This is a genomic window from Bradyrhizobium sp. (assembly GCF_035652035.1).
In the GTDB taxonomy this organism is placed as follows: Bacteria; Pseudomonadota; Alphaproteobacteria; order Rhizobiales; family Xanthobacteraceae; genus Bradyrhizobium.
The window spans coordinates 74,676-97,573 of record NZ_DASREO010000022.1; the positions used below are offsets into that span (position 1 = coordinate 74,676).

The window sequence follows — 22,898 nt, forward strand, 5'->3', positions numbered from 1 at the left end:
AAGCTCACGTCTTTTCGCTTCGCTCCAGGATCGGACGGAACTGTTCGTGCGCCTTCTTCAGTTCCGTCGCCGGGTCCGCGCCCGACAGCGTCGCGGTCACGGCCGCGCCGACGATGTCGCGAAACTCGGCAACCGGAATGATGACGGGCAGGCCGAGCTTGCTGATCTTCGCGGACGCGATCACCGAGTCCAGCCATTCCTGCGTCTTGACGCCCTTGCGCACCGTCTCATCGCTGAGGACGGAGTTGCGGAACGGCACGCCGCCGCCGGCCTGCAACAGCCGCGCGCCCATGGTCTTTGACACGGCCCACTGGCAATATAGATAAGCGGCCTCTTTCTTTGTGCTCGCTTGCGCCACGCCGATGCCGTCGCCATAGGTCGCGGAATACTGACCCTTGGGTCCAGCCGGCACGAGCGTGTACCCGATCTTGCCGACGACACGCGAGGCCTTGGGATCCTCGATCGGGGGCGCCCAGCCGACGCCGTCGATCCACATCGCGGCGCGGCCTTGCGTCAGCGAGGCCATAGATTCCATCCAGTTGAATCCAGCGGCGCCGGGAGGTGCGCTCTTGGTCATGAGGCGCTGATAAACTTTCGTCGCCTCGATTGCTTCCGGTCCATCGGTCAGGATATTTCCCTTGGCGTCGAGAAACTCGCCGCCGTAGTCGAGGAAGAAGTTGGTCCACAATGTCATGTTGGCGTTGCGCAGGCCGCGGCCGGTGAAGCCATAGACGCCGCTCGCGGGATCGTTCAGCTTCTCGGCAGCGGCGACCATCTCGTCCATGGTTTTCGGCACTGCGACGCCTTTCTTGGCGAACAGCTCCTTGTTCCAGTACAGGATGAAATAATCGACCGACCAGGGCAGCGAGCGCATCTCACCTTTTTCATTCTGGGCGAACAGCCGCCCGCCGGCGGAGAAATCGTCGACGGTGAGGTCAGGCGTGGTGAGGTTCGGATCCTTCATGAACGGCGTGAGGTCGGCGAGCCAACCCGCTTTGTCGAATTGCCGCTTCTGCACGTGATAGCTGACGTGGACGACATCGAAGCTCGGCTTGCCGGACGTGAGTTCGATAACGGCCTTCTGCCGTTGCTGTTGTTCGGGGATGAGTTCGGATTCGACCTTGATGCCGGTCAGCTCGGTGAATTCGGCCGCATATTTCTGTAATAGCTCGCCGCGCGGCCCCTTGATCAGGTTGGCCTCGATTGTGGTGCCGGCATATTTCTTCCACTGCACGTCGGCGCGCGCCGGCAATCCGCTTAAGCCAAGCGCGCTCGCCGCAATCGTTCCCTGCAACAGAGAACGCCGGCTCGGGCCAGAATGGGCCATGTTTTCCTCCCCAAATTCGCCCTTAGCGGCGCTTAGTCGTTTGGCCGGCATGTTTGACGCGGCTGGCCTTGCGCCGATTCATAGCACGCGGCACGAGCAGGACAAGGACGCGACTTTCGTCGCGCTCTCCTTTGGCATGCCTGGGCATCGACGGCTTGGGCGTGCTCGATTATGGTGCGCTCCCCGCATCACAGGTAATCACATGCAGTATAGAAAATTCGGCAACACCAGCCACGATGTATCCATCATCGGGCAGGGCACCTGGTATCTTGATCGCGGCGATCGCAAGCAGGCGGTCGCGGCGTTACGGCGCGGTCTCGATCTTGGTATGACGCACATCGATACGGCCGAGATGTATGGTGATGCCGAGCTCGTTATTGCCGAGGCGATCGACGGACGCCGCGACGAGGCCTATCTGGTGTCGAAGGTGCTGCCGAGTAACGCCTCGCGCCGCGGCACGATCACCGCGTGCGAACGCTCCCTGAAGCGGCTGAAAACCGATCGGCTCGATTGCTATCTGTTGCACTGGCAGGGCAGCTTTCCCTTATCCGACACCGTCGAAGCCTTCGAGCAACTGGTCAGCGCCGGAAAAATCCGCTCGTGGGGCGTTTCCAACTTCGATGCCGGCGATCTCGATGAGCTTCTGACTGTTGCGGGCGAGGGCAAGATTGCCTGCAATCAGGTGCTCTATCATTTGCAGGAGCGCGCGATCGAGCATGCGGTGATTCCGTGGTGCGCGGAGCACGGCGTTGCCGTCGTCGCTTATTCGCCGTTCGGCCACAACGACTTTCCCGATCAGCGCAGCAAAGGCGGCGCGGTGTTGCAGACGATTGCCAAACGACTCGGTGTTTCGACGCGACAGGTCGCGCTCGCTTTTCTCGCGCGTGAAACGCACGTGTTTCCGATACCGAAAGCTTCCAGCATGGAACACGCCGCCGAAAACGCCGCGGCTGGCGATCTTGTGCTGAGCGCCGACGACATCGCCGCGCTTGATCAGGCATTCCCGCGCGGGCCGAAACCTCGAAGCCTGCCAATGCTTTAGAGGACTCGCCAGACCATTTCGAGGAGCCTGCATATCCGCTGCCTGTTTTCGGGTGTTGTCCCGCCGGCGCGATCGCGCTTTTCTTGAACCTCACCCCGATTTGATTCTTTCGATCTGAGTTCAAAACGTGACCCGTTCCGCAACAGCCTTCCGGCTGGACAGCGCGGCATTGCCGTTGCCTGAAGACCCGTTGCCCGAAAAGCCTATGCCTGCGAACAAGCAACCGGCCAATACCGCGCCGGCGCGCGCCGATCGTCCATTTCGCGGAATTGCGCTGATCCTGGCGTCAACGGTCTTTCTCGGAACGTCAGACGTTACGTCAAAGTATCTGTCAAAGACGCTGCCCTCGATCGAGATCGCCTGGATCCGGTTTCTGATCTTTGCGTTGATCATGCTTCCCGCGATGTTGCCTGGCTCGCCGTTGCATTCGCTGCGCACGGGTCAGCGTCCCCTGCAGCTGTGGCGCGGCGTCGCTGTGCTCAGCTCTTCGCTGCTTTTCATTTCCGGCTTGCGGTTTCTTCCGATCGCGGAAGCCTCGGCCACAAGTTTCGTCGCGCCGTTGATCGTGACCGCGCTTTCGATTCTCTTTCTTGGCGAAAAAGTGGGCTTGCGCCGCTGGATCGCAACCGCGGTCGGCCTGTTGGGTGTGCTGATCATTCTGCGGCCAGGCACCGGCGCGTTTCACGTCGCCGCGTTCTTTCCGCTGGTTTCGGCAACAGCGTGGGCCTTCACACTTGTCATGACGCGCATGATGAGCGGCAAGGAGCACGCCGCCACTACCATGGCGTATTCGTCGATCGTGGGCTTTGCTATCATTACCGCGTTGGTGCCGTTCGTTTGGGTTACCCCGACCTGGCACGATATCCTGTTCGGAACACTGATCGGCATCGCTTCGACAGCAGGGCAGTGGATCGTCGTGCTGGCATTTCGTTATGCGGATGCCTCGGTGCTCGCGCCGTTTTCCTACACTCAGTTGCTGTGGGTCAGCATTCTCGGCTTCTTTATCTTTGGCGAAGTCCCCGACGTCTGGACGACGACCGGCGCGGCCATCATCGTCGCGAGCGGCCTTTACACCGCCCATCGCGAGCGCGTGCGGCGGTCGGAAGTTCTGGTGCAAGCCGCGCGTTCGCCGAACCCGTAAGCCCGATCACACCGGCAGTGCGATCGAATATTTCACCTGGCTGAGCGCAAAGCTTGACTCGATCGAGGCGATGCCGTCGAGCCGGGTCAGCTTGTTCTTCAGGAATGCCTCGTAGGATGAGAGATCGGCCGCGACGACGCGGAGCAGATAGTCGCGATTACCGGTCATCAGGTAGCATTCCAGCACTTCCTCCCATTTCGAGATCGCGCGCGCAAAGCGATTGAGGTCTTCCTCCTTCTGCCGCGCAAGCTTGATCGAAATGAAGACGCTGACATGCAGCCCGACCGATTTCTGGTCGACGGTTGCGATATAACGGCTGATGACGCCGCGCTCCTCGAGCAGTTTTACGCGGCGATGACACGGTGAGATCGAAAGCCCGACCTTCTCGGCGAGCTCGGCCATGGTGATGCGGCCGTCGGATTGCAGATGGCTGAGAATCTTGCGGTCGATGGCGTCGAGGCTGGTCATTGGGATGAACCGTCGATTTGAGAGCACGAATTGGAAAGTTATCCCAAAATATCAGGGTATGTCGCCAAAAATTGAGATTTTCCGATGAGGCGGCCGCAGTAACATCGGCGTTAAATCGCCACCCAAAACGCGCCGCGAGGCCGGGAGCCGCGCCATGCCGATCGAACCCGCACGCCTGGACATTCTGAACGCGCTGACGCGCAAGGTGTTGTGGCTGTCTTCCTGGACCATTCACCACGCCAACCACATCCGGCCGAATGTCGACGGCTTGAAGGTCGGCGGCCATCAGGCGTCGTCCGCTTCGCTCGCCACCATCATGTCGGCGCTTTATTTCTCGGTGCTGCGGCCGCAGGACCGCGTCGCGGTGAAGCCGCATGCGAGCCCGGTATTTCATGCGATCCAGTATTTGTTCGGACATCAGACCCGCGAGAAGCTGGAGAATTTCCGCGGTTTTAAAGGCGCGCAATCCTATCCGTCGCGCACCAAGGACGTTGACGACGTCGATTTCTCGACCGGCTCGGTTGGTCTCGGCGTCGCGCAGACGCTGTTTGCCTCGCTGGTGCAGGATTACGTCAGGGCGCATGGCTGGGCCAAACAACGCCCCGAAGGGCGGATGATTGCGCTGGTCGGCGATGCCGAGATGGACGAGGGCAACATCTTCGAGGCGCTATTGGAGGGGTGGAAGCACGGCCTGCGCAATACCTGGTGGGTGGTCGACTACAACCGCCAGAGTCTTGATGCGGTGGTGCGTGAGGGACTGTGGGAAAAATTCGAATCCATGTTCCGCAATTTCGGCTGGGACGTGGTGATCGTGAAGTACGGCAGCCTGATGCGCGAGGCCTTTGCCGAGCCGGGTGGTGAAGCGCTGCGCAAATGGATCGATCAATGCCCGAACCAGCTTTATTCGGCGTTGTGCTTCCAGGGCGGCGCGGCGTTCCGCAAGCATTTGCGCGATGAAATCGGCGACCAGGGCCCGATATCGCGGCTGATCGACAAGCGCAACGACGAGGAATTGCTGGCGCTGATGTCCAATCTCGGTGGCCACGACATGGCGAGCATGCTGGAGGCCTTTGAGGCGATCGATCATGATCGCCCCGTCTGCTTCATCGCCTACACCATCAAAGGCGTCGGCCTGCCGTTCCAGGGCCACAAGGACAACCACGCCGGCCTGATGACGGTCGCCCAAATGGAAAAGTGGCGCGGCGCCCAGAACATCCGCCCCGGCCACGAATGGGACAAGTTCGAGGGGCTGCCACAGACGCCGGCCGAGATCGAAGCGTTCCTGTCAAAAGTGCCCTTCAATCGCGACGGCCGGCGGCGCTTGAGCGCGCCCGTGATCGACGTTCCCGAGCGGCTCACCTTCTCGCCGTCGGCGCAGATGTCGACCCAGCAAGGATTCGGACTTTTGCTGAACGAACTCGCGCGCGGCGACAGCAAGCTTGCCGAGCGCATCGTCACGGCCTCGCCTGACGTCACGGTGTCGACCAATCTGGGCGCCTGGGTCAATCGCCGGGGCCTGTTCGCGCGCGCCGAGAAGGCCGACCTGTTCCGCAGCGAAAAGATTCCCTCGACCTTCAACTGGGATGCGTCGCCAAAAGGCCAGCACATCGAACTCGGCATCGCCGAGATGAACCTGTTCATCCTGATGTCGGCGCTGGGGCTGTCGCATGCGATCAACGGCGAGCGGCTGCTGCCGGTGGCGACGCTCTACGATCCCTTTATCGAGCGCGGCCTCGATGCGCTGAACTATGCCTGCTACCAGGACGCACGCTTCATGGTGGCGGCGACGCCGTCTGGCATCACGCTCTCGCCGGAAGGCGGCGCGCATCAGTCGATCGCAACGCCTTTGATCGGCATGGCGCAGGATGGGCTTTCGTCCTTTGAGCCGGCCTTTGTCGACGAACTCGCCGTGATCATGCGCTGGGGTTTCCAGCACATGCAGCGCGAATACGGCGAGGGCGGTTCGGTCTATTTACGGTTGACCACGCGCAGCATCGATCAGCCGCAGCGCATCATGTCGGGCGAACTGGAATCCGGCATCACCGAGGGCGCTTATTGGTTACGCAAGCCTGGGCCGAATGCGGAAGTCGTCATTGCCTATACCGGAGCGGTCGCGCCGGAAGCGATCGAGGCGGTCGGGCTTTTGGGCGAAAGCCGCCGCGACATCGGGCTCCTGGCGATCACCTCGGCCGACCGGCTGCATGCCGGGTGGACCGCCGCGCGGGCCTTGCGCAGGGATCGTCGCGGTGTCGCGCACCTGTCTCATATCGAAAAGCTGCTTGCGCCCCTGCCGCGCGATTGCGGCCTCGTGACCGTGATCGACGGACATCCGTCGGCGCTGGCCTGGCTCGGCGGGGTGCGCGGCCATCGGGTCGAAGCGCTCGGGGTCGAACATTTCGGCCAGACCGGCACGATCGACGACCTCTATCGCCACTACGGCATCGATGCCAACGCCATCATCGATGCGGCGGAAAGCCTCACCTCCGGCGCGCCGGTGCGTCACCGGAAATTGGCCGTGTGACGTGGGCCCCGGAGCAGCAGCGCATCGTTTCACGCCGGGGAACGAGATCGAGTAGCCTGAAAAAATATTCCGTGTCCCGGACGCGGCGCGGCATGCAAACGCGACGCTGATCCGGGACCTATTTCGGATCGGAGCCTTGCCACCCGAGCGCCTGCACTCTTATATCTCGACTATAGCCGCAACGCGGCGTCCCGCATGTGGCGGGTTCAACTGATCCGGCTTTCGTGCGAGGATGTTGGCTGAACGCCCCCTCCATAGCCACCGACATCAAGAGGTTTCCGATGGTCAACCGTATGCAATTCTACATCGACGGCGCCTGGGTCGATCCGGTCGTCAAGAAGTCCACGCCTGTCGTCAATCCGGCGACGGAAGAAGCGATGTATGAAGTTGCCCTCGGCTCCAAGGCCGACGTCGACAAGGCCGTCGCCGCTGCCAGGCGCGCCTTCGAGACCTATTCGCAGACCAGCCGAGAGGAGCGGGTCGCTCTCCTGGAGAAGATCATCAGTGTCTACAAGGGCCGCATGAAGGAGATTGGCGCTGCGGTATCCGACGAGATGGGTGCGCCGCTGCCGATGGCCGAGAAGCTGCAGGCTGGCGCCGGCCTTGGCCACATCATGTCGACGCTGGAAGTCCTGAAGAACTATCACTTCGAAGAGCCGCTCCCCTCCGCCGTGGTGGTGCGCGAGCCGGTCGGCGTCGTCGGCATGATCACGCCGTGGAACTGGCCGCTGAACCAGATCGCCTGCAAGGTGGCGCCCGCGCTTGCGGCCGGCTGCACCATGATCCTCAAGCCGTCGGAATTTACGCCGACGTCGGCATTGATCTTTGCCGAAATCCTGCATGAAGCCGGCGTGCCGAAGGGCGTGTTCAACCTCATCAACGGCCTCGGCCCCGAAGTCGGCGCCGCCATGAGCGAGCACCCGAACATCGACATGATTTCGTTCACGGGCTCGACCCGCGCCGGCATCGATGTGGCGAAGCGCGCCGCGCCGACCGTCAAGCGCGTCAGCCAGGAACTCGGTGGCAAGTCGCCGAACGTGATCCTGGAAGGCGCCGATCTCACCAAGGCAGTGACCGGCGGCGTGATGCACATGTTCAACAACTCCGGCCAGTCGTGCAATGCGCCGAGCCGGATGATCGTGCCGCTGTCGAAGATGAAGGAAGTCGCCGCCATCGCAAAGGGCGTGGCCGAAAAGACCAAGGCGGGCGATCCGCGCGCCGAAGGCACCACCATCGGTCCGGTCGTCTCGCGCATCCAGTGGGACAAGATCCAGGCGCTCATCAATAAAGGGATCGAGGAAGGTGCGACGCTCGTCGCCGGCGGTCCCGGTTTGCCGGACGGCGTCAACAAGGGCTACTACGTGCGTCCGACCATCTTCGCCGACGTCACCAACGACATGACGATCGCGCGGGAAGAAATCTTCGGGCCCGTGCTGACCATCCTCGGCGCCAAGGACGAGGAAGACGCGGTGCGGATCGCCAACGACACGCCTTATGGTCTCGCCGGCTACGTCTCCGGCGATTCCGTCGAAAGCGCGCGCCGCGTCGGCCGCCGCATCCGCGCCGGCAACGTCAATCTGCAGGGAGTTCCGAACGACCGCACCGCGCCATTCGGCGGCTACAAGCAGTCGGGCAACGGCCGCGAGTGGGGCAAGTTCGGCCTCGAGGAATATCTCGAGGTCAAGGCCGTCGCCGGTTTCAACGCGGCGTAGGCTTTATCCCATTGTGTGCTGTCGTCCCTGCGCACCCAGGGACCCATAACCACAGGCCGGCGTTTTGCGAAGAACGCCGGCCTTCTTCTTGCCGATAGATCACGCGGTATGGGTCCCGGCGTTCGCCGGGACGACGAAGTGGGTTTACCCGCCGAGCGCGCCTTGCGTGTTCACATAGAGCGCGTAGATCGACTGGCTCGCCGCCATGAACAGGCGGTTGCGCTTCAATCCGCCGAAGCAGACGTTGGCGCAGCGCTCGGGCAGCGCGATGCGGCCGATCGGCTTGCCGTCGGGCGCAAAGACCATGACACCGTCGAGTTCGGCACTGCCCATGCCCCAGCCACACCAGAGATTGCCCTCGATGTCGCAACGCATGCCGTCGGGCGTGCCGGGACCGGCGTCGATCAGCACACGCTTGTTTGTGATCTTGTCGCCCGAAGGTGAGACGTCGTAGGCCAAAATCTTGCGGTTCGGGACGCCGCGCGATTCAACGAGATAGAGAATCGTTTCGTCCGGCGAGAAGCAAAGCCCGTTCGGCCCCAGCACGCCCTCGGCAACGATGGTCGCCTTTCCGGTTTCGCCGTCGATCCGGTAGACATTGGCGTCGATCTCGGATTCGGCGACATAGCCCTCGTAGTTGCCGAGCAGGCCGAACACCGGATCAGTGAACCAGATCGAGCCGTCGGATTTCGCCACGACGTCGTTTGGCGAATTCAGCTTTTTGCCGTCGAATGAATCCATCAGCACCGTAATCGAACCGTCATATTCGGTCCGGACGACGCGTCGCCCCCCGTGCTCGCAGGTGATCAGACGCCCCTGACGGTCACGGGTGTTGCCGTTGCCGAAGTTCGACGGCTTGCGATAGATGCTGACCGTGCCGGTCTCTTCTTCCCATTTGATGATGCGCTGGTTGGGAATATCGCTGCAGAGCAGATAACGCCCGTCGCCGAACCACACCGGCCCTTCGGCCCAGCGCAAGCCGGTGGCGAGCCGCTCTACGGCTGACAATTTCAGCCAGTATTTCTCGAACCGCGGATCGAGCGCGTGAATGCAAGGGTCAGGATATTGGGTTGCCGGGACAAAGCCGGTGCGCGCTGCCTTTTCGGACATTTTGTGTTCTCGTTGCTGTTTGGTTTCCTCGCAAGCTACCTGCTAACATCGACGTACCCTTGCGGCAAGCGCGCTTGCCGCGCATTGCGCGTCGCGCCATAATCACCAAGCAATCCGAAAATGAGGGATGAAATGCCACGGATATTGATGACCGGTGCGTCGGGTGGAATTGGCACGAGCTTGCGCAAGCTGTTGCCGCCGATCTATCCGGATCTGCTGCTCAGCGACCTGAAAGCGCCTGCCGATCTCGGCAAGAGCGAAAAATTCAAGGCCGCCGATCTCGCCAACTTGGCCGAGGTCGAGGCGATCTGCGAAGGCGTCGACGGCATCATTCATTTCGGCGGCTATTCGGTTGAAGGTCCCTGGGACGCCATCCTGCAATCCAACATCATCGGCTGCTACAACCTGTTCGAGGCCGCGCACAAGAAGGGCGTCAAGCGCATCATCTTTGCGTCGTCAAATCATGCGGTCGGTTTCTATCCGCGTCATCATCGCATTGGCACCGATGTGACGCCGCGGCCGGATAGTCGTTACGGCGTGAGCAAGGCGTTCGGTGAATCGCTCGGCGCGCTCTATGCCGACAAGCACGGCATGAAGGTCACCTGCATCCGGATCGGCAATTTCGGCGACAAGCCGCTCGATCACCGCCGGCTTTCGATCTGGCTGAAGCCGGAGGATTTGGTGCAGCTCTGCCGGATCGGGCTCGAACACCCCGACATCCATTTCGAGATTTTTTACGGCGCTTCCAACAACGAGCGTTCCTGGTGGGACAATCATCGCGCCATCGATCTCGGCTATCGCCCGACCGGCCGCGCCGAAGAGTTCCGCGAACATGCCTTTGCCGAGCAGGCCAAGCTCAAGGCGGATCCGGTCAGCGATTTCTATCAGGGCGGGACGTTTTGCGGCATGGAGTTCGACGGCGAACGGAGCCGCATCATCGATCTGAAATGATCCGATGACACCTCTCACGCATCGGCGCGATCTCCGCCGATGCGTCCGAGATAATCGCTCTTGCTGAATTGCATGTGATCGACGCAAAGCTGCGCCAGCGCCCAGCTGTCGCGGCCCTTCAACAGCTCGATCATCAGATCGTGCTGGCGACGTGACTGCGCGAGCCCCTGTTTGTCGGCGAGATTTTTGGCGCGCATCGGCAAGGTCAGGTTCATGTAGTCCTGAAGCGAGCGCACGAGGTACGGATTGCCACAGGCGGAAAACAGCGCGAGGTGAAATGCGTCGTTGGCCTCGTGAATGCCGCGCAGGTCGTGTGCGTCCGCCTTTGCGCAATAAAGCCGCTGCAACTCGGAGAGTTGCGCGATCAATTCAGGCGGTGCGGGAAGGGCGATCATGAGCGCAGCCTGGCGCGTCAGCATTTCCCGCACCTCGTAGATCTGGCTGACTTCGCCGGCGGAATAGAAGCGCACCGTGGCGCCGACATTCTTTTCTCGCAGCACGATGCCGCGACGCTCAAGCTGAAACAGCGCCTGACGGACGAAGTGCCGGCTCGCGCCGTAACGATTCATCAGGGTGTCTTCGATCAGGCGCGAACCCGGTGCGAAACGGCCGAAGATGATGTCCTCTTCCAGGCGGCGAATGACCTCGGCCTGCTCTTCCTCGCGGGAGAGCGGCGTGCCGTCCGGCAGCGTGGCCTGGCTGGTCATATCGGGAAATCAGCACGGCCCGGGCAAGATTGTCAATAATCTTGCGATCCCGGATGGCTAATTCGGCCGAAAGTGACGATTGGAAACAGATATTGACAATAATAGCATGACGCTTCTTACTGAAGGCGGATCGAAAGGGATTGTCCTGACATGGCTGACGGATTGCGCAAGGGATTGGCGAGTTACGGCGATCCCGGCTTTTCGCTGTTTCTGCGCAAGGTCTTCATCAAGGCGATGGGCTATTCGGACGATGCCCTGAATCGCCCGATCGTCGGCATCACCAACACCTATAGCGACTACAATCCCTGCCACGGCAACGCACCGCAGATCGTCGAGGCGGTGAAGCGCGGCGTGATGCTATCGGGCGCGATGCCGATGGTGTTTCCGACCATCTCGATTGCGGAAAGCTTTTCGCATCCGACCTCGATGTACCTGCGCAATCTGATGGCGATGGACACCGAGGAGATGATCCGCGCCCAGCCGATGGATGCGGTGGTGGTGATTGGCGGCTGCGACAAGACCTTGCCGGCGCAGATCATGGCCGCGCTCTCGGCCGATTTGCCGACTGTCGTGATCCCGGTCGGTCCGATGGTGGTCGGCCATCACCGTGGTGAGGTGCTGGGCGCCTGCACCGATTGCCGCAGGCTCTGGGGCAAGCATCGCGCCGGCGAAATCGACGACGTCGAAATCGAAGCCGTCAGCTCCCGCCTTGCGCCGTCTGTCGGCACCTGCATGGTGATGGGCACCGCTAGCACCATGGCCTGCGTCACCGAAGCGCTCGGGCTGTCGCTGCCGATGAGCGCAACGATTCCTGCACCCCATGCCGAGCGTTTTCGTCTGGCCGAAGCCAGCGGCAAGGTCGCGGCCGAAATGGCCAAGGCCAAGGGGCCGAAGCCGAGCGAGTTGTTGACCGCATCGTCATTCCGTAACGCGCAGGTCGTGATGCAGGCGATCGGCGGCTCGACCAACGGCCTCATTCACCTGACCGCGATCGCCAACCGCACGCCGCATCGTATTGACCTCGAAGCGTTTGACAAACTCGGCCGCGAGGTGCCGGTGCTGATCGACCTGAAACCGTCGGGCGCGCATTACATGGAGCATTTCCACCATGCCGGCGGCGTGCCGAAGCTGATGGCGCAGCTCGGCAACCTGATCGATCTCGATGCCAAGACGATTACCGGGGCGACGCTGCGCGACGTCGTCGCGGAGGCCGAGGAGGTGCCGGGCCAGGATGTCATCCGCTCGCGCGATAATCCGATCAAGGACGTGGGCTCCATGGCCGTGCTACACGGCAATCTCGCGCCGCGCGGCGCCGTGATCAAGCAGTCGGCGGCGACGGCAAAATTGTTGCAACATACGGGGCGCGCGGTCGTGTTCGAATCTGTCGAAGACATGACGCTGCGGGTCGACGACCCCACGCTCGAAGTCACGGCCGACGACGTGCTTGTGTTGCGCAACGCCGGGCCGAAGGGCGCGCCCGGCATGCCGGAAGCAGGTTACCTGCCGATCCCGGCAAAGCTCCTGCGCGCGGGCGTCAAGGATATGGTGCGGATTTCCGATGCGCGGATGAGCGGCACGGCGTTCGGTACCATCGTCTTGCACATCACGCCGGAATCCGCCGTCGGCGGGCCCTTGGCGCTGGTCAAGACCGGCGACATGATCCGCCTCGACGTTGCTAAACGCAGCATCGATCTTCTGGTCGACGCGGCAGAACTTGAAAAGCGCCGTGCCGTCCTCAAGCCGCCAAAGGCGGACTGGGCCAAACGCGGCTACGCCCACCTCTTTAACGAGACCATTTTGCAGGCCGACGAAGGCTGCGATTTCGATTTCATGCGACGCCAAGGACCCGGCTGAGGACACCCGACTAAAGAAGGGACCCGTTTGAGAAGGTCTCAACCAGCGACACACAGCTTCAAGGATGCTTACGCGAACGGCACTCACGCACGCGACAAGACGACCACTGAGGTCGAATTGACATTCAAATAACCCCGATGGGATGATTGAAAAAATCAAAACGGGAGGCGGGGATGGAGTACGCAAGGAGACGGATTGCTGCTGCCGTTACTGCGGCATTTATAGCGATGTGCGCATCCGCACAGGCGCAAGAGGTGAAGCATTACCGCTTCGCCTACGATCAGCCGAAGACCACCGGTTATGGCGTTCTCGGCGATATCTTTGCCGAGAAGCTGAAGACGCTCAGCAAGGGCACGATGCTGATCGACCAGTATCCTGGCGCGCAGCTCGGGCAGGAGCCGCAAGTGCTCCAGCTCGTCAAGGCGGGCGACGTCGAGTTTTGCATCTCTTCATCCGCCAACGCCGCGACGCTGTCGCCGCAGGCCGGCGTGATGTCGATGCACTTCCTGTTCCGCAACGAAGCGCACCTGATCAAGGCGATTGCAGACCCTGAAGTCTCCAAGGCCGTCAAGGCGATGATCGCGGAGACCGTGCAGGGCGCCCATGTCATCGCGCTCGCCACGCTTGGCCTGCGCCACATGTATTCCAAGCGCGAGATCAAGAAGATCGACGACATCAAGGGCCTGAAGGTCCGCGTCCAGGCGACGCCGACCGAGGACATCATGTTCCCGGCCTACGGCGCGCAGATCGTGCACATGCCGTTCGGCAGTGTTTACACCTCGCTGCAAACCGGCGTGGTTGACGTCGGCGAAAACGGCATCAACGTCTATCTCGCCAACAAGCATTACGAAGTGGCGCCAGTTCTGTCGTTGACCGAACACGAGGCCAACAACAGCCTGGTCTGGATCAGCGACAAATTGTGGAACAGCCTGACGCCGGAGCAGCAGGGTTGGGTGCAGGCGGCAGCTGACGAGGTCAACCGCACCCAGCCGGCGAAAGCGCTCGAACTCGAGCATCAATCGGCAGAGAAACTCAAGTCGATCGGCGTCAAGGTCGTGACCGACGTCGACAAGTCCGGCTTCACTGCGATCGCCGATCCTTATCTCGACAAACTCGCCCACGAGCTCGGCCCGCACGCCGAGAAAATCAAGAACCTGATCCGGGCCATCAACTGACCCCAAGGGATCATCAACGGGAGGAATGGACGTTGCGTCACGAAGGAACAAGATTTACAGCGTTGCTGGGCATTCTGGCTGCGACTGTCTTCGCTGGCGCCGCCGGCGCGCAGGAAGTCAAGCATTATCGCTTCGCCCACGATCAGCAGCTGAATTCCGGCTACAGCATCGCCTACGACATCTTCTCCGCCAAGCTGAAGGAACTCAGCAAAGGAACGATGCTGGTTGACCAGTATCCGGGCGCGCAGCTTGGCCAGGAGCCGCAAATCCTGCAACTGGTGCGCTCGGGCGATATCGATTTCGCCATCGTGTCGTCGGCCAATACGTCGACGATCGCACCGCAGGCGGGCGTGATGTCGCTGCATTTCCTGTTCCGCAACGAGGACCACAACGTCAAGGCGCTCGGCGACCAGAAGGTGTTCGAGGCCGTCCGCGACATGATCGACCAGACGGTGACCGGCATTCACGCCATCGGGCTCGGCACCCAGGGCTTCCGGCACATGTATGGCAAGCACGAAGTTCACAAGGTCGACGACCTCAAGGGATACAAGGTGCGCGTGCAGGCGACCGCGACCGAAGACACCATGTTCCCGGCCTATGGTGCCCAAACGGTGCATATGCCGTTCGGCAGCGTCTACACCTCGTTGCAAACCGGCGTCGTCGATTTCGGCGAGAACGCCGTCAACGTCTATCTGATCAATCGTCACTATGAAGTGGCGCCGGTGCTCTCGATGACTGAGCACGAAGCCAACAACGCCATCCTCTGGATCAGCGACAAGCTGTGGCAAAGCCTCAATGCCGAGCAGCGCGGATGGGTGCAGGCGGCCGCGCGCGACGTCAGCACGCAGGAGCCGAAGCGGGCGTTCGAGCTGGAGAAGGCGGCGGGCGCTAAACTGGAGAAGATGGGCGTCAAGATCGTAAAGGACGTCGACAAAGCCAGCTTCCAGAAAATCGCCGATCCCTATCTCGACAAGCTCGCCAAGGACCTTGGTCCGCATGCCGAGAAGATCAAGGATCTGATCAAGGCGATCAATTGAACCGCAACCCGTCGTCCCGGCGAACGCCGGGACCCATACGCCGCGGCCTTTCGGATGAGGCGAGAAAGTCGCCCACTTCCTTCGACAACAAGCGCCGGTGGTTATGGGTCCCGGCGTTCGCCGGGACGACAAGAAAGACTTAAGAAGCTTATAGAGAGTTGAACCATGGCGTTGGCCGACAAACTGGTCCTGCAGCGGCAGCATCATCTGAAATGGCGCGCGCTCGATTGGCTCGAGCTCGTGCTGATGGTTATTTGCGGTGTCCTGTGTTTCGGCTTTTCGCTATCGGTGACGTTCGATATCGTCACCCGCACCATCGGCCACCCCTGGCTTTGGTTGCAGGAAGTCACCTCAACCCTGTTCATCTACGCGATCTTCATCGGCGCTGCAGTTGCGACGCGGCGCAACGACCACCTGTATCTTGCTGCGATCTCGGATTCGCTGCATGGCACGCCACGGATGATCGTCGAGGTCATCGTTCGCCTCGTCGTGCTGGCCGTTGCGCTTTGCCTGATCTGGTTCGGCTATATCAACTACCTCAGAGGCTTTGGTAGCTTCCGCCTGCCGTCGGGAACGCCGATCGCCTCGCTTTATGCCATCATCCCGCTCTCCGCGATCTTGATCGCGCTGTTCACGGTCGAACAGCTTGTCAACGGCATCCGCAACGGCTTCGACCACCCGGAGCCGGAAGAAGAGATGATCATCCCGCCGGTTGAAATGTCACTGGACCGGAGGAGATAACCGTGAGTCCGCCGGTCATTCTCGCGCTGATGTGCTTCTGCTTTCTGTTCTTCGGCTATCTCGGCGTGCCCGTGCCGTTTTCGCTGATGGCGGGCGTATTCGTTGGCGCGTTTCTGACCGATGTCTCGTTCGCTGCTATCGTCCAGAAGATTTTCGACGGCGTGGATTCGGAAGCGCTGCTGGCAATTCCGTTCTTCCTTTTGGTCGGCGAGCTCATGAGTTCGGCCAATGTGGTGGTGCGGATCGCGAACCTGTCGCTGTCGCTGGTCGGCCATATCAAGGGCGGGCTGTCGCAGGTCGTCGTCGTGTTCAGCATGTTCTTTTCGGAGATGTCAGGCTCGACCACGGCCGACGTTGCGGTGATGAGCCGCGCGCTCGGCACGCCGATGCGGCGCGAGGGCTATAGCCCCGATTTCATCGCCGCCATCATCGCAGCCGCTTCCACCATCGCGGCACTGGTGCCGCCGAGCATCACGGCTGTCGTCTATGGCGCGGTCGGCAACGTCTCGATCGCGGGCCTGTTCATGGCCGGCTTCGTGCCGGGACTGATGATCGGCATTGGCCTGATGATCTATTGCTATTTCTTTGGACCCGTGGGGGCGCGCAAGCCGCGCGCATCGCTGCGCCAGGTCATCTTCGCGACGGGAGACGCCGCGCTGCCACTGATGATTCCGGTGATCCTGCTCGGCGGCATTTTGACCGGCTGGTTCACGCCGACCGAAGCCGGCGTGGTCGCGGTGATCTGGATCATCGCGGTCGTGATCCCCGCGCTGAACCGCGGACATATCCGCAAAATTCCCTATGACTTCTGCCTGGCGGGGCTGATCTTCTCCTTGCCCCTGATCACGATCGGCGCAGCCAACGCTTTCGGATGGATGCTGGCTTACTTGCGCGGTGCCATCGTGATTGCAGACTGGATCACCTCGATCGCCGGCAACGATCCGCAGTTCATGATGTTGTTGCTGGTGCTGCTGTTCACGGTGGTCGGCGATTTCATCGAGCCAGTGCCGACCATCATCATCTTCATGCCGCTGGTGAACACCTTGACGCAGGCCGGCGACATCAATGGCGTTCACATGGGCGTCGTGCTGATCGCGACGCTGGCATTCGGCATGATCACGCCGCCATACGGGCTCGTGCTGCTGATGGCGTCGAAATTCGTCGGTGTGCCATTCTCCAAGGCATTACGCGCCGCATTGCCGATCTATGTCGTGTTCCTGGTGACGATCGTCTTCACCATCTATTTCCCGAAGGTCGTGCTATGGCTGCCCAAGCACGTCATTCCGGAGTCGGTCGGATGCTTCAAGTCACCGGCGGGGACAGGGTATATTTGCCCGAATTAGATGTGTTCATCCTCATCCTGAGGAGCGGCAACACGCCTCTCGAAGGATAAGGCCCAACTGCGGCCTCATGGTTCGAGGCGGCGCAAGGGCGCCTCCTCACCATGAGGGACTCCTACTTCCCCTTGCGCGTAAACTTCTCGATCGCGGCGCGCGCCTCGTCGGTGTGCATGCAGTCGATGATGGCGTCGCGTTCGGCCGCAAGCTGCTGCTCGATCGGGTTGGTCGGCGCCCGCTGGACCAGCATCTTGGTCGCAGCGATGGCGGCGATCGTATTTTGCGCGAGCCGCTGCGCGAGTTCGCGCGTCGCCGCCTTCAGCTCAGTCGCGGGCACCACCTTGACGACCAGCCCCCATTGCATCGCCTGCGCCGCCGAGAAACTGTCTTCGGCGAGAAATATCTGTAAGGCCCGCCGCGGGCCGACTGCGGCGGTGACGCCGACCGTTCCGCCGCCATCGGGAGACGCGCCGATCTTGGCGTAGGCCGGTGTGAAGCGTGCGTCCTCGGCAGCGATACAGAGATCGGCCATGAAAGCGAGCGAGAGACCGGCGCCGGCCGCCGAGCCATGCACGCTCGCGACGACGATCTTGGGCATTCGCCGCAAGGCGGCGATGAAGGCGTGGTAGTGGTGCAGCATCTCGCCGACGGTGGAGGCGATCGTGTCGGCTGCGACGGCCGCGCCAATGGTCTGAAGATCGCCGCCCGCGCAGAAGGCGCGGCCAGCGCCTTCGATCACCAGCACCTTGATGTCGTCCGACGCCTCGACTTCGGCGGCGATCTGTTCCAGCCGTTTGGCGATCGCAAGATCGATCGCGTTGAAACTCGCGGGACGATTGAGGGTGACCGTCGCGACCGGCCCTTCAATCGCGAGCAGCGCCAGGTCGGCAGTTTCATCTGGGGTCACAGCCATCGGGAATACCTCGGCATTGTCTGGATCGACGGCATTTAAATCGAAGCGAGAAGTCGTGACAATCCCGTGCGAAGCCTGCAAGATATCGGCAAAGCACGGAACAAAGTGCGGCTAACAGGGAGAGGCGTCGTGGGCGTTCAGGCAACGTTGAGCCGGCCGGTTTCGACCGTCGATCCGTTTTCGCACGAGTTTCTCAGCGATCCCTATCCGCACCATGAGGCCCTGCGAGAGGCCGGGCCGGTCGCGTGGCTCGACCAATACGGCATCTGGACGATGGCCCGGCACGAGCAGGTCCGCGATGCGCTAACCGACTGGCAGACCTATTGTTCATCGGCGGGCGTAGGCCTCAGTGATTTCCGGAAAGAACCGCCATGGCGGCCGCCAAGCATCATCCTCGAAGCCGATCCGCCCTTGCATACGCGCACCCGCTCTGTGCTGACGCGCATTCTCTCGCCCATGGCGATCAAGGTGCTGCGCGAGACCTTCGAGCAAGAGGCGCAGGCGCTGATTGTCCGGCTGGTCGAGCGGCGCGAATTCGACGGCGTCGCCGATCTGGCCGAAGCCTATCCGCTAAAAGTGTTTCCGGATGCGGTTGGTATCGCGCAGGAGGGCCGCGAGAACCTGATGCCGTATGGCACCATGGTGTTCAATTCGTTCGGCCCGCGCAACGACCTGTTTCAAAAAGCGATGGCCAATGCAGGCCCGGTGCGCGACTGGATCATGTCGAAATGCAGCCGGGCGGCGCTGGCGCCAGATGGGCTCGGTATGCAGATTTTCCATGCTGTCGATGCCGGCGATCTCTCGGAGGACGAAGCCGGCATGCTGGTGCGCTCGTTCCTGTCGGCAGGCATTGACACCACCGTCTACGGCCTCGGCAACGCGCTCTACTGCATGGCGCGCTATGGCGAGCAATGGCAGGCCCTGCGCAACAATCCGAACCTGATCCGCAATGCCTTCGAAGAGGTGTTGCGCTTCGAGGCGCCGGTCCAGACTTTCTTCCGCACCACCACGAGACCGGTCGAGGTCGGCGGCGTTGAGCTCGGCGAAGGCGAGAAGGTCTTGCTGTTTCTGGCGGCCGCCAACCGCGACCCGCGCCGGTGGGAAAGGCCGGATGTTTTCGATGTGAACCGCCGCGCGGCCGGGCATATGACGTTTGGCACCGGCATTCATGGCTGCGTCGGGCAGGCGGTGGCCCGCCTGGAGACAGAAGCGATCCTGGCTGCGCTTGCAAAACACGTCAAATCGTTCGAACTGACGGCCGAACCGAAGCGCCGGCTGAACAACACGCTCCGCGGCTTTGACACTTTGCCGCTTCGTGTCGTACCAGTTTGACCCTATGACACAGAAATCCGTTTTGATCGTCGGCGCCGGCCACGCCGGTTTCCAGGTTGCGGCCTCCTTGCGCCAGCATGGCTTTGCCGAGCGCATCTGCCTGATCAATGACGAGGCGCATTTGCCGTATCAGCGGCCGCCTCTGTCGAAGGCCTACCTGAAAGGCGAGGGGAAACCCGACAGCCTGATGTTCCGGCCCGACAAATTCTACCGCGACCAGACTATCGAGCTGATCGCGGACCGCGCTGCCTTCATCGACCGTGCCGCACAGAGGCTCGTGCTCGCCTCTGGCGCCTTCCTTGACTATGGACATCTTGTGCTGGCGACCGGTGCCCGCAACCGCCTGCTCGATCTGCCCAACGCCAACCTTCCCGACGTCAAGTATCTGCGCATTCTCGACGAGAGCGAGGTATTGCGGCAGCGGATTGCTTCGGCAAAGCATGTTGCAGTGATCGGCGCCGGCTTCATCGGTCTCGAATTTGCTGCGACCGCGCGCATCAAGGGGCTCGAGGTCGATGTGATCGAATTAGGCAGTCGGGTGATGGCGCGCGCTGTCACCGCCGAAATCTCGGAGTATTTCCAGGAGCGACATGCGTCTGCCGGCATCCGCATTCATCTCGGCGTGCAGGCGACCAGCATCGAAAGCGCGAACGGCAAGCTTGCCGGGATCAGTCTGAGCAACGGGCATCATGTTCCCGCCGATCTTGTGGTGGTCGGCGTCGGCGTGCTGCCCAATGTCGAGATCGCAGCAGAAGCCGGCTTGCCCGTCGCATCCGGCATCATCGTCAACGAGCATCTACTGACCGCCGATCCGAATATTTCGGCGATTGGCGACTGCGCGCTGTTCGAAAGTCCGCGCTTTGGCGGTTCGCTCCGGTTGGAATCCGTGCAGAACGCCACCGACCAGGCGCGCTGCGTGGCCGCACGGCTCACCGGCGATGCCAAGGTTTACGACGGCCTGCCGTGGTTCTGGAGCGATCAGGGCGACGACAAGCTGCAGATCGCAGGGCTTACGACCGGATACGACCAGGTCGTGGTGCGCGGCGATCGCGAGAAGCGTTCGTTTTCCGCGTTCTGCTACAAGCAGGGCCAGCTTGTCGGCATCGAGTCCGTCAACCGCGCCGCCGACCACGTGTTCGGCCGCAAGATCCTCGGCATGAACCGCTCGATCGAGGCCGAAAAGGCGGCTGATCCCGGCTTCGATCTGAAGTCCGCGCTGGCGTAATTAGTCCCAGAATTCCTTCTTGCGACCGACCTGAAACTCCTGCTTGACCGTGTCGATATCGGCGAGCGTTGGCAAGCCAGCCTCGTTTCCCAGGCGTTGAATCTTGTAGGTCGAGGCGGCGCGCGCAAACTCGAAATGGGCGTTCCAGCCTTTGTCGGGATGGGCGAGATAGGAATAGACGTAAGCGCCATGGAACACGTCGCCGGCGCCGTTGGTGTCGATGACGCGCTCGGGCGCGATCGGAAGGGCCGGCATGGTACGAAACACACCCGCCTCGTCGTACCAGAACAGCCCGCGCTCGCCCATGGTGACGCCGCCGATGCGACAGCCGCGGGCCTTGAGATAGTCGAGCATTTCCTTCGGTGAGAAGTTCATCTGCTCGCAGAGCCGCTCGGCGACGATCGCAACATCGATGAATTCGAGCAGTTCACGGGTGTTGGAGCGGAGGCCGCCGCCATCGAGCGAGGTGAGAATGCCGGCCTCGCGGCAGTGCTTGGCATAATAGATCGCTGCATCCGGCTGGTGCCCGTCGATGTGCAGCGCTCGGCATCCGGTGAGATTCAAATGCGGAAAGGGATGGATGTGCTCGTCGTCGCGGCATCGCACGATCGCGCGCTTGCCATCCTTCGGCATGATGAAGGACAGCGACGACGTCGCGACCTTGCGCGGATGGATCGAGATTCCGTACTTCGCGCACATGTCCTGGAACATCCGACCCAGCCAGTCATTGGCGACGGTCGCGATCAGGTCCGGCACGATCCCGAGCTTGGCACAGCAGAACGCCGCGGTGACCGCGTTGCCGCCGAAGGACACCGCATAGGCCGAGGCCACATGCTTTTCGTCGCCAGTCGGCATGTGGTCGGTGATGAAGGTCACGTCGATGTAGGTTTGTCCGATGAAGAGAGCCTGCATGCCTTGCCCGTCATGGGTTGAGGAGTGAGACCAGCGTCAAGATTAGCACCGGTTCCATCAGTTGATCCGCTGAAATTATTCGCAAAATTAGCCCATGCCCGTCGCAAAATCGGGCAGTGCACCGTCGCCCGAAACGCGCATCTAGCGCCGATCCCAACCGATATCAATGGGAACGGGTTCCGCTACGGACATGCCTAGACCGCATCGACACCGACGGCATCGGCGACATGCTTGACGCCGTCGCGCGCCAGCAATTTCGCCAATCCCTCCGTGACCCTTCGCACGGTGCCGGGTCCCTCATAGATCAAGGCTGTGAGAAGCTGCACCAGCGATGCGCCGTTTCGGATCTTGGCATAGGCGTCTTCCGCGGAGGACACGCCGCCGGCGCCGATCAGCACATGGCGTTTGCGATCCATGCGGCGGAAGGTTTCGCGGATGCAGAAATCTGCGAGGGCGGATGCGGGCGGGCCGGAGACTGCGCCCGGTAACGTGCGCCAGATGGTCTCAGGCGTCTTCATTCCCTCTGGTTTGACCGGCGGCAGATTGAACATGAAGCCGGAGACAAAGGCTCTCGCATCGGCGGCTGCGAGCACGTGCTCGATCGCCTCGACGCCGCCGAGCGGCGAGACTTTCAGGAATACCGGCAGTTTGAGTTTCAACTCATCCAGCGCGCCAAGGCAGGCGTCGAGATGTCCACTGTCTGCGAAGAAATCACGGCCGTCGACCGTGTTCGGGCATGACAGGTTGAGCATCAGATAATCGGCGTGCGGCGCCATGACCCGGGCGGCGGCCGCGTATTCGCCGATGATCTGGTCTGCCGTCGGCGGAGGGGCGCTTGTGCCTCTGTTGGTCACGACCAGATTGACGCCGAGAGGAACCGGAAGACGCGTCCTCGACAGCCGCTCGGCAATCGCTACGGCGCCGTCGTTCGGCAGCCCGTAATGCACGATGATGCTGCGGTCGTCGGGCAGACGCCACAGCCGCGGCTTGGGATTGCCGATGGACCGATCGATCGAGATCGAGCCGATTTCGATCGACCCGAAGCCGAGACCCGCAAGCGCCGAGATTGCCCCGCCGCTTTTGTCAAAGCCGGCGGCGAGCCCAATGGGCGTTCGAAAATGCAGGCCCGCGATGTCGACTGCGAGCCGGGCATCGTTGACGCTTGTTGCTGCTCGCATCGCGCCCGCCGCCCAGCCGAGGCATCCGCCTGCGGCAATCGCCAGACGATGGGCGGTCTCCGGTTCGAACCGGAACGCCAGCGGCCGAACAATGGTCGAGTAGAGGTTCATGATCGGGATCATATGCCTCTCGGCGACATCAGCGCCACTATCGCCATCGCGGCGCACAGTCATGCCCGATCCAGTTCATTTTCTTCGCGTCGCATGCTACACGC

The 22,898-nt window shown here is 61.7% G+C and carries 19 protein-coding genes; 12 read left to right on the top strand and 7 right to left on the bottom strand.

Annotated features, from left to right (window positions below; all coding sequences use genetic code 11):
- Nucleotides 1-4 precede the first annotated feature (4 nt).
- Entirely contained in the window at nt 5-1,327 is a 1,323-nt protein-coding gene (locus tag VFB05_RS08315) for a sugar ABC transporter substrate-binding protein (protein ID WP_325010913.1), read from the bottom strand.
- Nucleotides 1,328-1,529: 202 nt separating this feature from the next.
- Between VFB05_RS08315 and VFB05_RS08320 the strand changes: the two genes are divergently transcribed.
- Nucleotides 1,530-2,369: an aldo/keto reductase gene (locus VFB05_RS08320; protein WP_325010915.1), complete on the top strand. Its 840-nt coding sequence runs from the start codon at nt 1,530-1,532 to the stop codon at nt 2,367-2,369.
- 205 nt (nt 2,370-2,574) lie between these two features.
- Nucleotides 2,575-3,510 carry a DMT family transporter gene (locus tag VFB05_RS08325; protein WP_325010917.1) on the top strand — a complete coding sequence of 312 codons (936 nt, stop codon included), beginning with the start codon at nt 2,575-2,577 and terminating at the stop codon, nt 3,508-3,510.
- 6 nt (nt 3,511-3,516) lie between these two features.
- Here the strand turns inward: VFB05_RS08325 and VFB05_RS08330 are convergent, their stop codons facing one another.
- Entirely contained in the window at nt 3,517-3,978 is a 462-nt protein-coding gene (locus VFB05_RS08330) for an Lrp/AsnC family transcriptional regulator (RefSeq protein WP_325010919.1), read from the bottom strand.
- Between the two features lie 154 nt (nt 3,979-4,132).
- Between VFB05_RS08330 and VFB05_RS08335 the strand changes: the two genes are divergently transcribed.
- Together VFB05_RS08335 and VFB05_RS08340 are read left to right on the top strand one after the other, a co-directional pair.
- Nucleotides 4,133-6,499, top strand: coding sequence for a transketolase (locus VFB05_RS08335; RefSeq protein ID WP_325010921.1), 2,367 nt, complete (start codon nt 4,133-4,135; stop codon nt 6,497-6,499).
- A 281-nt stretch (nt 6,500-6,780) separates the two neighbouring features.
- Entirely contained in the window at nt 6,781-8,211 is a 1,431-nt protein-coding gene (locus VFB05_RS08340; protein WP_325010923.1) for an aldehyde dehydrogenase family protein, read from the top strand.
- Nucleotides 8,212-8,355: 144 nt separating this feature from the next.
- On the opposite strand, the gene VFB05_RS08345 is transcribed toward VFB05_RS08340, so the two are convergent.
- A complete protein-coding gene (locus tag VFB05_RS08345) occupies nt 8,356-9,321 on the bottom strand; it encodes an SMP-30/gluconolactonase/LRE family protein (RefSeq protein WP_325010925.1) in 966 nt (321 codons plus the stop codon).
- 132 nt (nt 9,322-9,453) lie between these two features.
- On the opposite strand from VFB05_RS08345, the gene VFB05_RS08350 reads away from it, so the two are divergent.
- The gene (locus VFB05_RS08350) at nt 9,454-10,272 is read left to right on the top strand and encodes an NAD(P)-dependent oxidoreductase (protein ID WP_325010927.1); all 819 of its coding nucleotides are present in this window, start codon (nt 9,454-9,456) and stop codon (nt 10,270-10,272) included.
- A 14-nt stretch (nt 10,273-10,286) separates the two neighbouring features.
- Here the strand turns inward: VFB05_RS08350 and VFB05_RS08355 are convergent, their stop codons facing one another.
- Nucleotides 10,287-10,979: a GntR family transcriptional regulator gene (locus VFB05_RS08355; protein ID WP_325010929.1), complete on the bottom strand. Its 693-nt coding sequence runs from the start codon at nt 10,977-10,979 to the stop codon at nt 10,287-10,289.
- Nucleotides 10,980-11,129: 150 nt separating this feature from the next.
- Between VFB05_RS08355 and VFB05_RS08360 the strand changes: the two genes are divergently transcribed.
- From VFB05_RS08360 to VFB05_RS08380, 5 genes are all read left to right on the top strand, one after another.
- The gene (locus VFB05_RS08360; RefSeq protein WP_325010931.1) at nt 11,130-12,833 is read left to right on the top strand and encodes an IlvD/Edd family dehydratase; all 1,704 of its coding nucleotides are present in this window, start codon (nt 11,130-11,132) and stop codon (nt 12,831-12,833) included.
- 227 nt (nt 12,834-13,060) lie between these two features.
- Nucleotides 13,061-14,008 carry a TRAP transporter substrate-binding protein gene (locus VFB05_RS08365; RefSeq protein ID WP_325010933.1) on the top strand — a complete coding sequence of 316 codons (948 nt, stop codon included), beginning with the start codon at nt 13,061-13,063 and terminating at the stop codon, nt 14,006-14,008.
- A gap of 32 nt (nt 14,009-14,040) precedes the next feature.
- Complete coding sequence (locus VFB05_RS08370) at nt 14,041-15,045, top strand: TRAP transporter substrate-binding protein (RefSeq protein WP_414643166.1); 1,005 nt, start codon at nt 14,041-14,043, stop codon at nt 15,043-15,045.
- A gap of 165 nt (nt 15,046-15,210) precedes the next feature.
- Entirely contained in the window at nt 15,211-15,786 is a 576-nt protein-coding gene (locus VFB05_RS08375) for a TRAP transporter small permease (RefSeq protein ID WP_325010936.1), read from the top strand.
- Between the two features lie 2 nt (nt 15,787-15,788).
- A complete protein-coding gene (locus VFB05_RS08380; RefSeq protein ID WP_325010938.1) occupies nt 15,789-17,129 on the top strand; it encodes a TRAP transporter large permease in 1,341 nt (446 codons plus the stop codon).
- Nucleotides 17,130-17,241: 112 nt separating this feature from the next.
- On the opposite strand, the gene VFB05_RS08385 is transcribed toward VFB05_RS08380, so the two are convergent.
- Nucleotides 17,242-18,036, bottom strand: a complete 795-nt coding sequence (locus tag VFB05_RS08385) for an enoyl-CoA hydratase/isomerase family protein (protein ID WP_325010940.1) — start codon at nt 18,034-18,036, stop codon at nt 17,242-17,244.
- A gap of 129 nt (nt 18,037-18,165) precedes the next feature.
- Between VFB05_RS08385 and VFB05_RS08390 the strand changes: the two genes are divergently transcribed.
- Together VFB05_RS08390 and VFB05_RS08395 are read left to right on the top strand one after the other, a co-directional pair.
- Nucleotides 18,166-19,368 carry a cytochrome P450 gene (locus VFB05_RS08390; RefSeq protein ID WP_325010942.1) on the top strand — a complete coding sequence of 401 codons (1,203 nt, stop codon included), beginning with the start codon at nt 18,166-18,168 and terminating at the stop codon, nt 19,366-19,368.
- Nucleotides 19,369-19,372: 4 nt separating this feature from the next.
- Nucleotides 19,373-20,593: an NAD(P)/FAD-dependent oxidoreductase gene (locus tag VFB05_RS08395; protein ID WP_325010944.1), complete on the top strand. Its 1,221-nt coding sequence runs from the start codon at nt 19,373-19,375 to the stop codon at nt 20,591-20,593.
- Here VFB05_RS08395 and VFB05_RS08400 read toward each other — a convergent pair whose 3' ends face one another.
- Both VFB05_RS08400 and VFB05_RS08405 read right to left on the bottom strand, forming a co-directional pair.
- Entirely contained in the window at nt 20,594-21,505 is a 912-nt protein-coding gene (locus tag VFB05_RS08400; RefSeq protein ID WP_325010946.1) for a sugar kinase, read from the bottom strand.
- A gap of 194 nt (nt 21,506-21,699) precedes the next feature.
- Nucleotides 21,700-22,857, bottom strand: coding sequence for a quinone-dependent dihydroorotate dehydrogenase (locus VFB05_RS08405; RefSeq protein WP_325010948.1), 1,158 nt, complete (start codon nt 22,855-22,857; stop codon nt 21,700-21,702).
- Between the last annotated feature and the right edge of the window lie 41 nt (nt 22,858-22,898).

What these genes read in the sequence shown, in the direction of transcription:
- VFB05_RS08315 (WP_325010913.1), bottom strand. Translation starts at nt 1,327, where the DNA reads ATGGCCCATTCTGGCCCGAGCCGGCGTTCTCTGTTGCAGGGAACGATT.
- VFB05_RS08320 (WP_325010915.1), top strand. Translation starts at nt 1,530, where the DNA reads ATGCAGTATAGAAAATTCGGCAACACCAGCCACGATGTATCCATCATC.
- VFB05_RS08325 (WP_325010917.1), top strand. Translation starts at nt 2,575, where the DNA reads ATGCCTGCGAACAAGCAACCGGCCAATACCGCGCCGGCGCGCGCCGAT.
- VFB05_RS08330 (WP_325010919.1), bottom strand. Translation starts at nt 3,978, where the DNA reads ATGACCAGCCTCGACGCCATCGACCGCAAGATTCTCAGCCATCTGCAA.
- VFB05_RS08335 (WP_325010921.1), top strand. Translation starts at nt 4,133, where the DNA reads ATGCCGATCGAACCCGCACGCCTGGACATTCTGAACGCGCTGACGCGC.
- VFB05_RS08340 (WP_325010923.1), top strand. Translation starts at nt 6,781, where the DNA reads ATGGTCAACCGTATGCAATTCTACATCGACGGCGCCTGGGTCGATCCG.
- VFB05_RS08345 (WP_325010925.1), bottom strand. Translation starts at nt 9,321, where the DNA reads ATGTCCGAAAAGGCAGCGCGCACCGGCTTTGTCCCGGCAACCCAATAT.
- VFB05_RS08350 (WP_325010927.1), top strand. Translation starts at nt 9,454, where the DNA reads ATGCCACGGATATTGATGACCGGTGCGTCGGGTGGAATTGGCACGAGC.
- VFB05_RS08355 (WP_325010929.1), bottom strand. Translation starts at nt 10,979, where the DNA reads ATGACCAGCCAGGCCACGCTGCCGGACGGCACGCCGCTCTCCCGCGAG.
- VFB05_RS08360 (WP_325010931.1), top strand. Translation starts at nt 11,130, where the DNA reads ATGGCTGACGGATTGCGCAAGGGATTGGCGAGTTACGGCGATCCCGGC.
- VFB05_RS08365 (WP_325010933.1), top strand. Translation starts at nt 13,061, where the DNA reads ATGTGCGCATCCGCACAGGCGCAAGAGGTGAAGCATTACCGCTTCGCC.
- VFB05_RS08375 (WP_325010936.1), top strand. Translation starts at nt 15,211, where the DNA reads ATGGCGTTGGCCGACAAACTGGTCCTGCAGCGGCAGCATCATCTGAAA.
- VFB05_RS08385 (WP_325010940.1), bottom strand. Translation starts at nt 18,036, where the DNA reads ATGGCTGTGACCCCAGATGAAACTGCCGACCTGGCGCTGCTCGCGATT.
- VFB05_RS08395 (WP_325010944.1), top strand. Translation starts at nt 19,373, where the DNA reads ATGACACAGAAATCCGTTTTGATCGTCGGCGCCGGCCACGCCGGTTTC.
- VFB05_RS08400 (WP_325010946.1), bottom strand. Translation starts at nt 21,505, where the DNA reads ATGCAGGCTCTCTTCATCGGACAAACCTACATCGACGTGACCTTCATC.
- VFB05_RS08405 (WP_325010948.1), bottom strand. Translation starts at nt 22,857, where the DNA reads ATGACTGTGCGCCGCGATGGCGATAGTGGCGCTGATGTCGCCGAGAGG.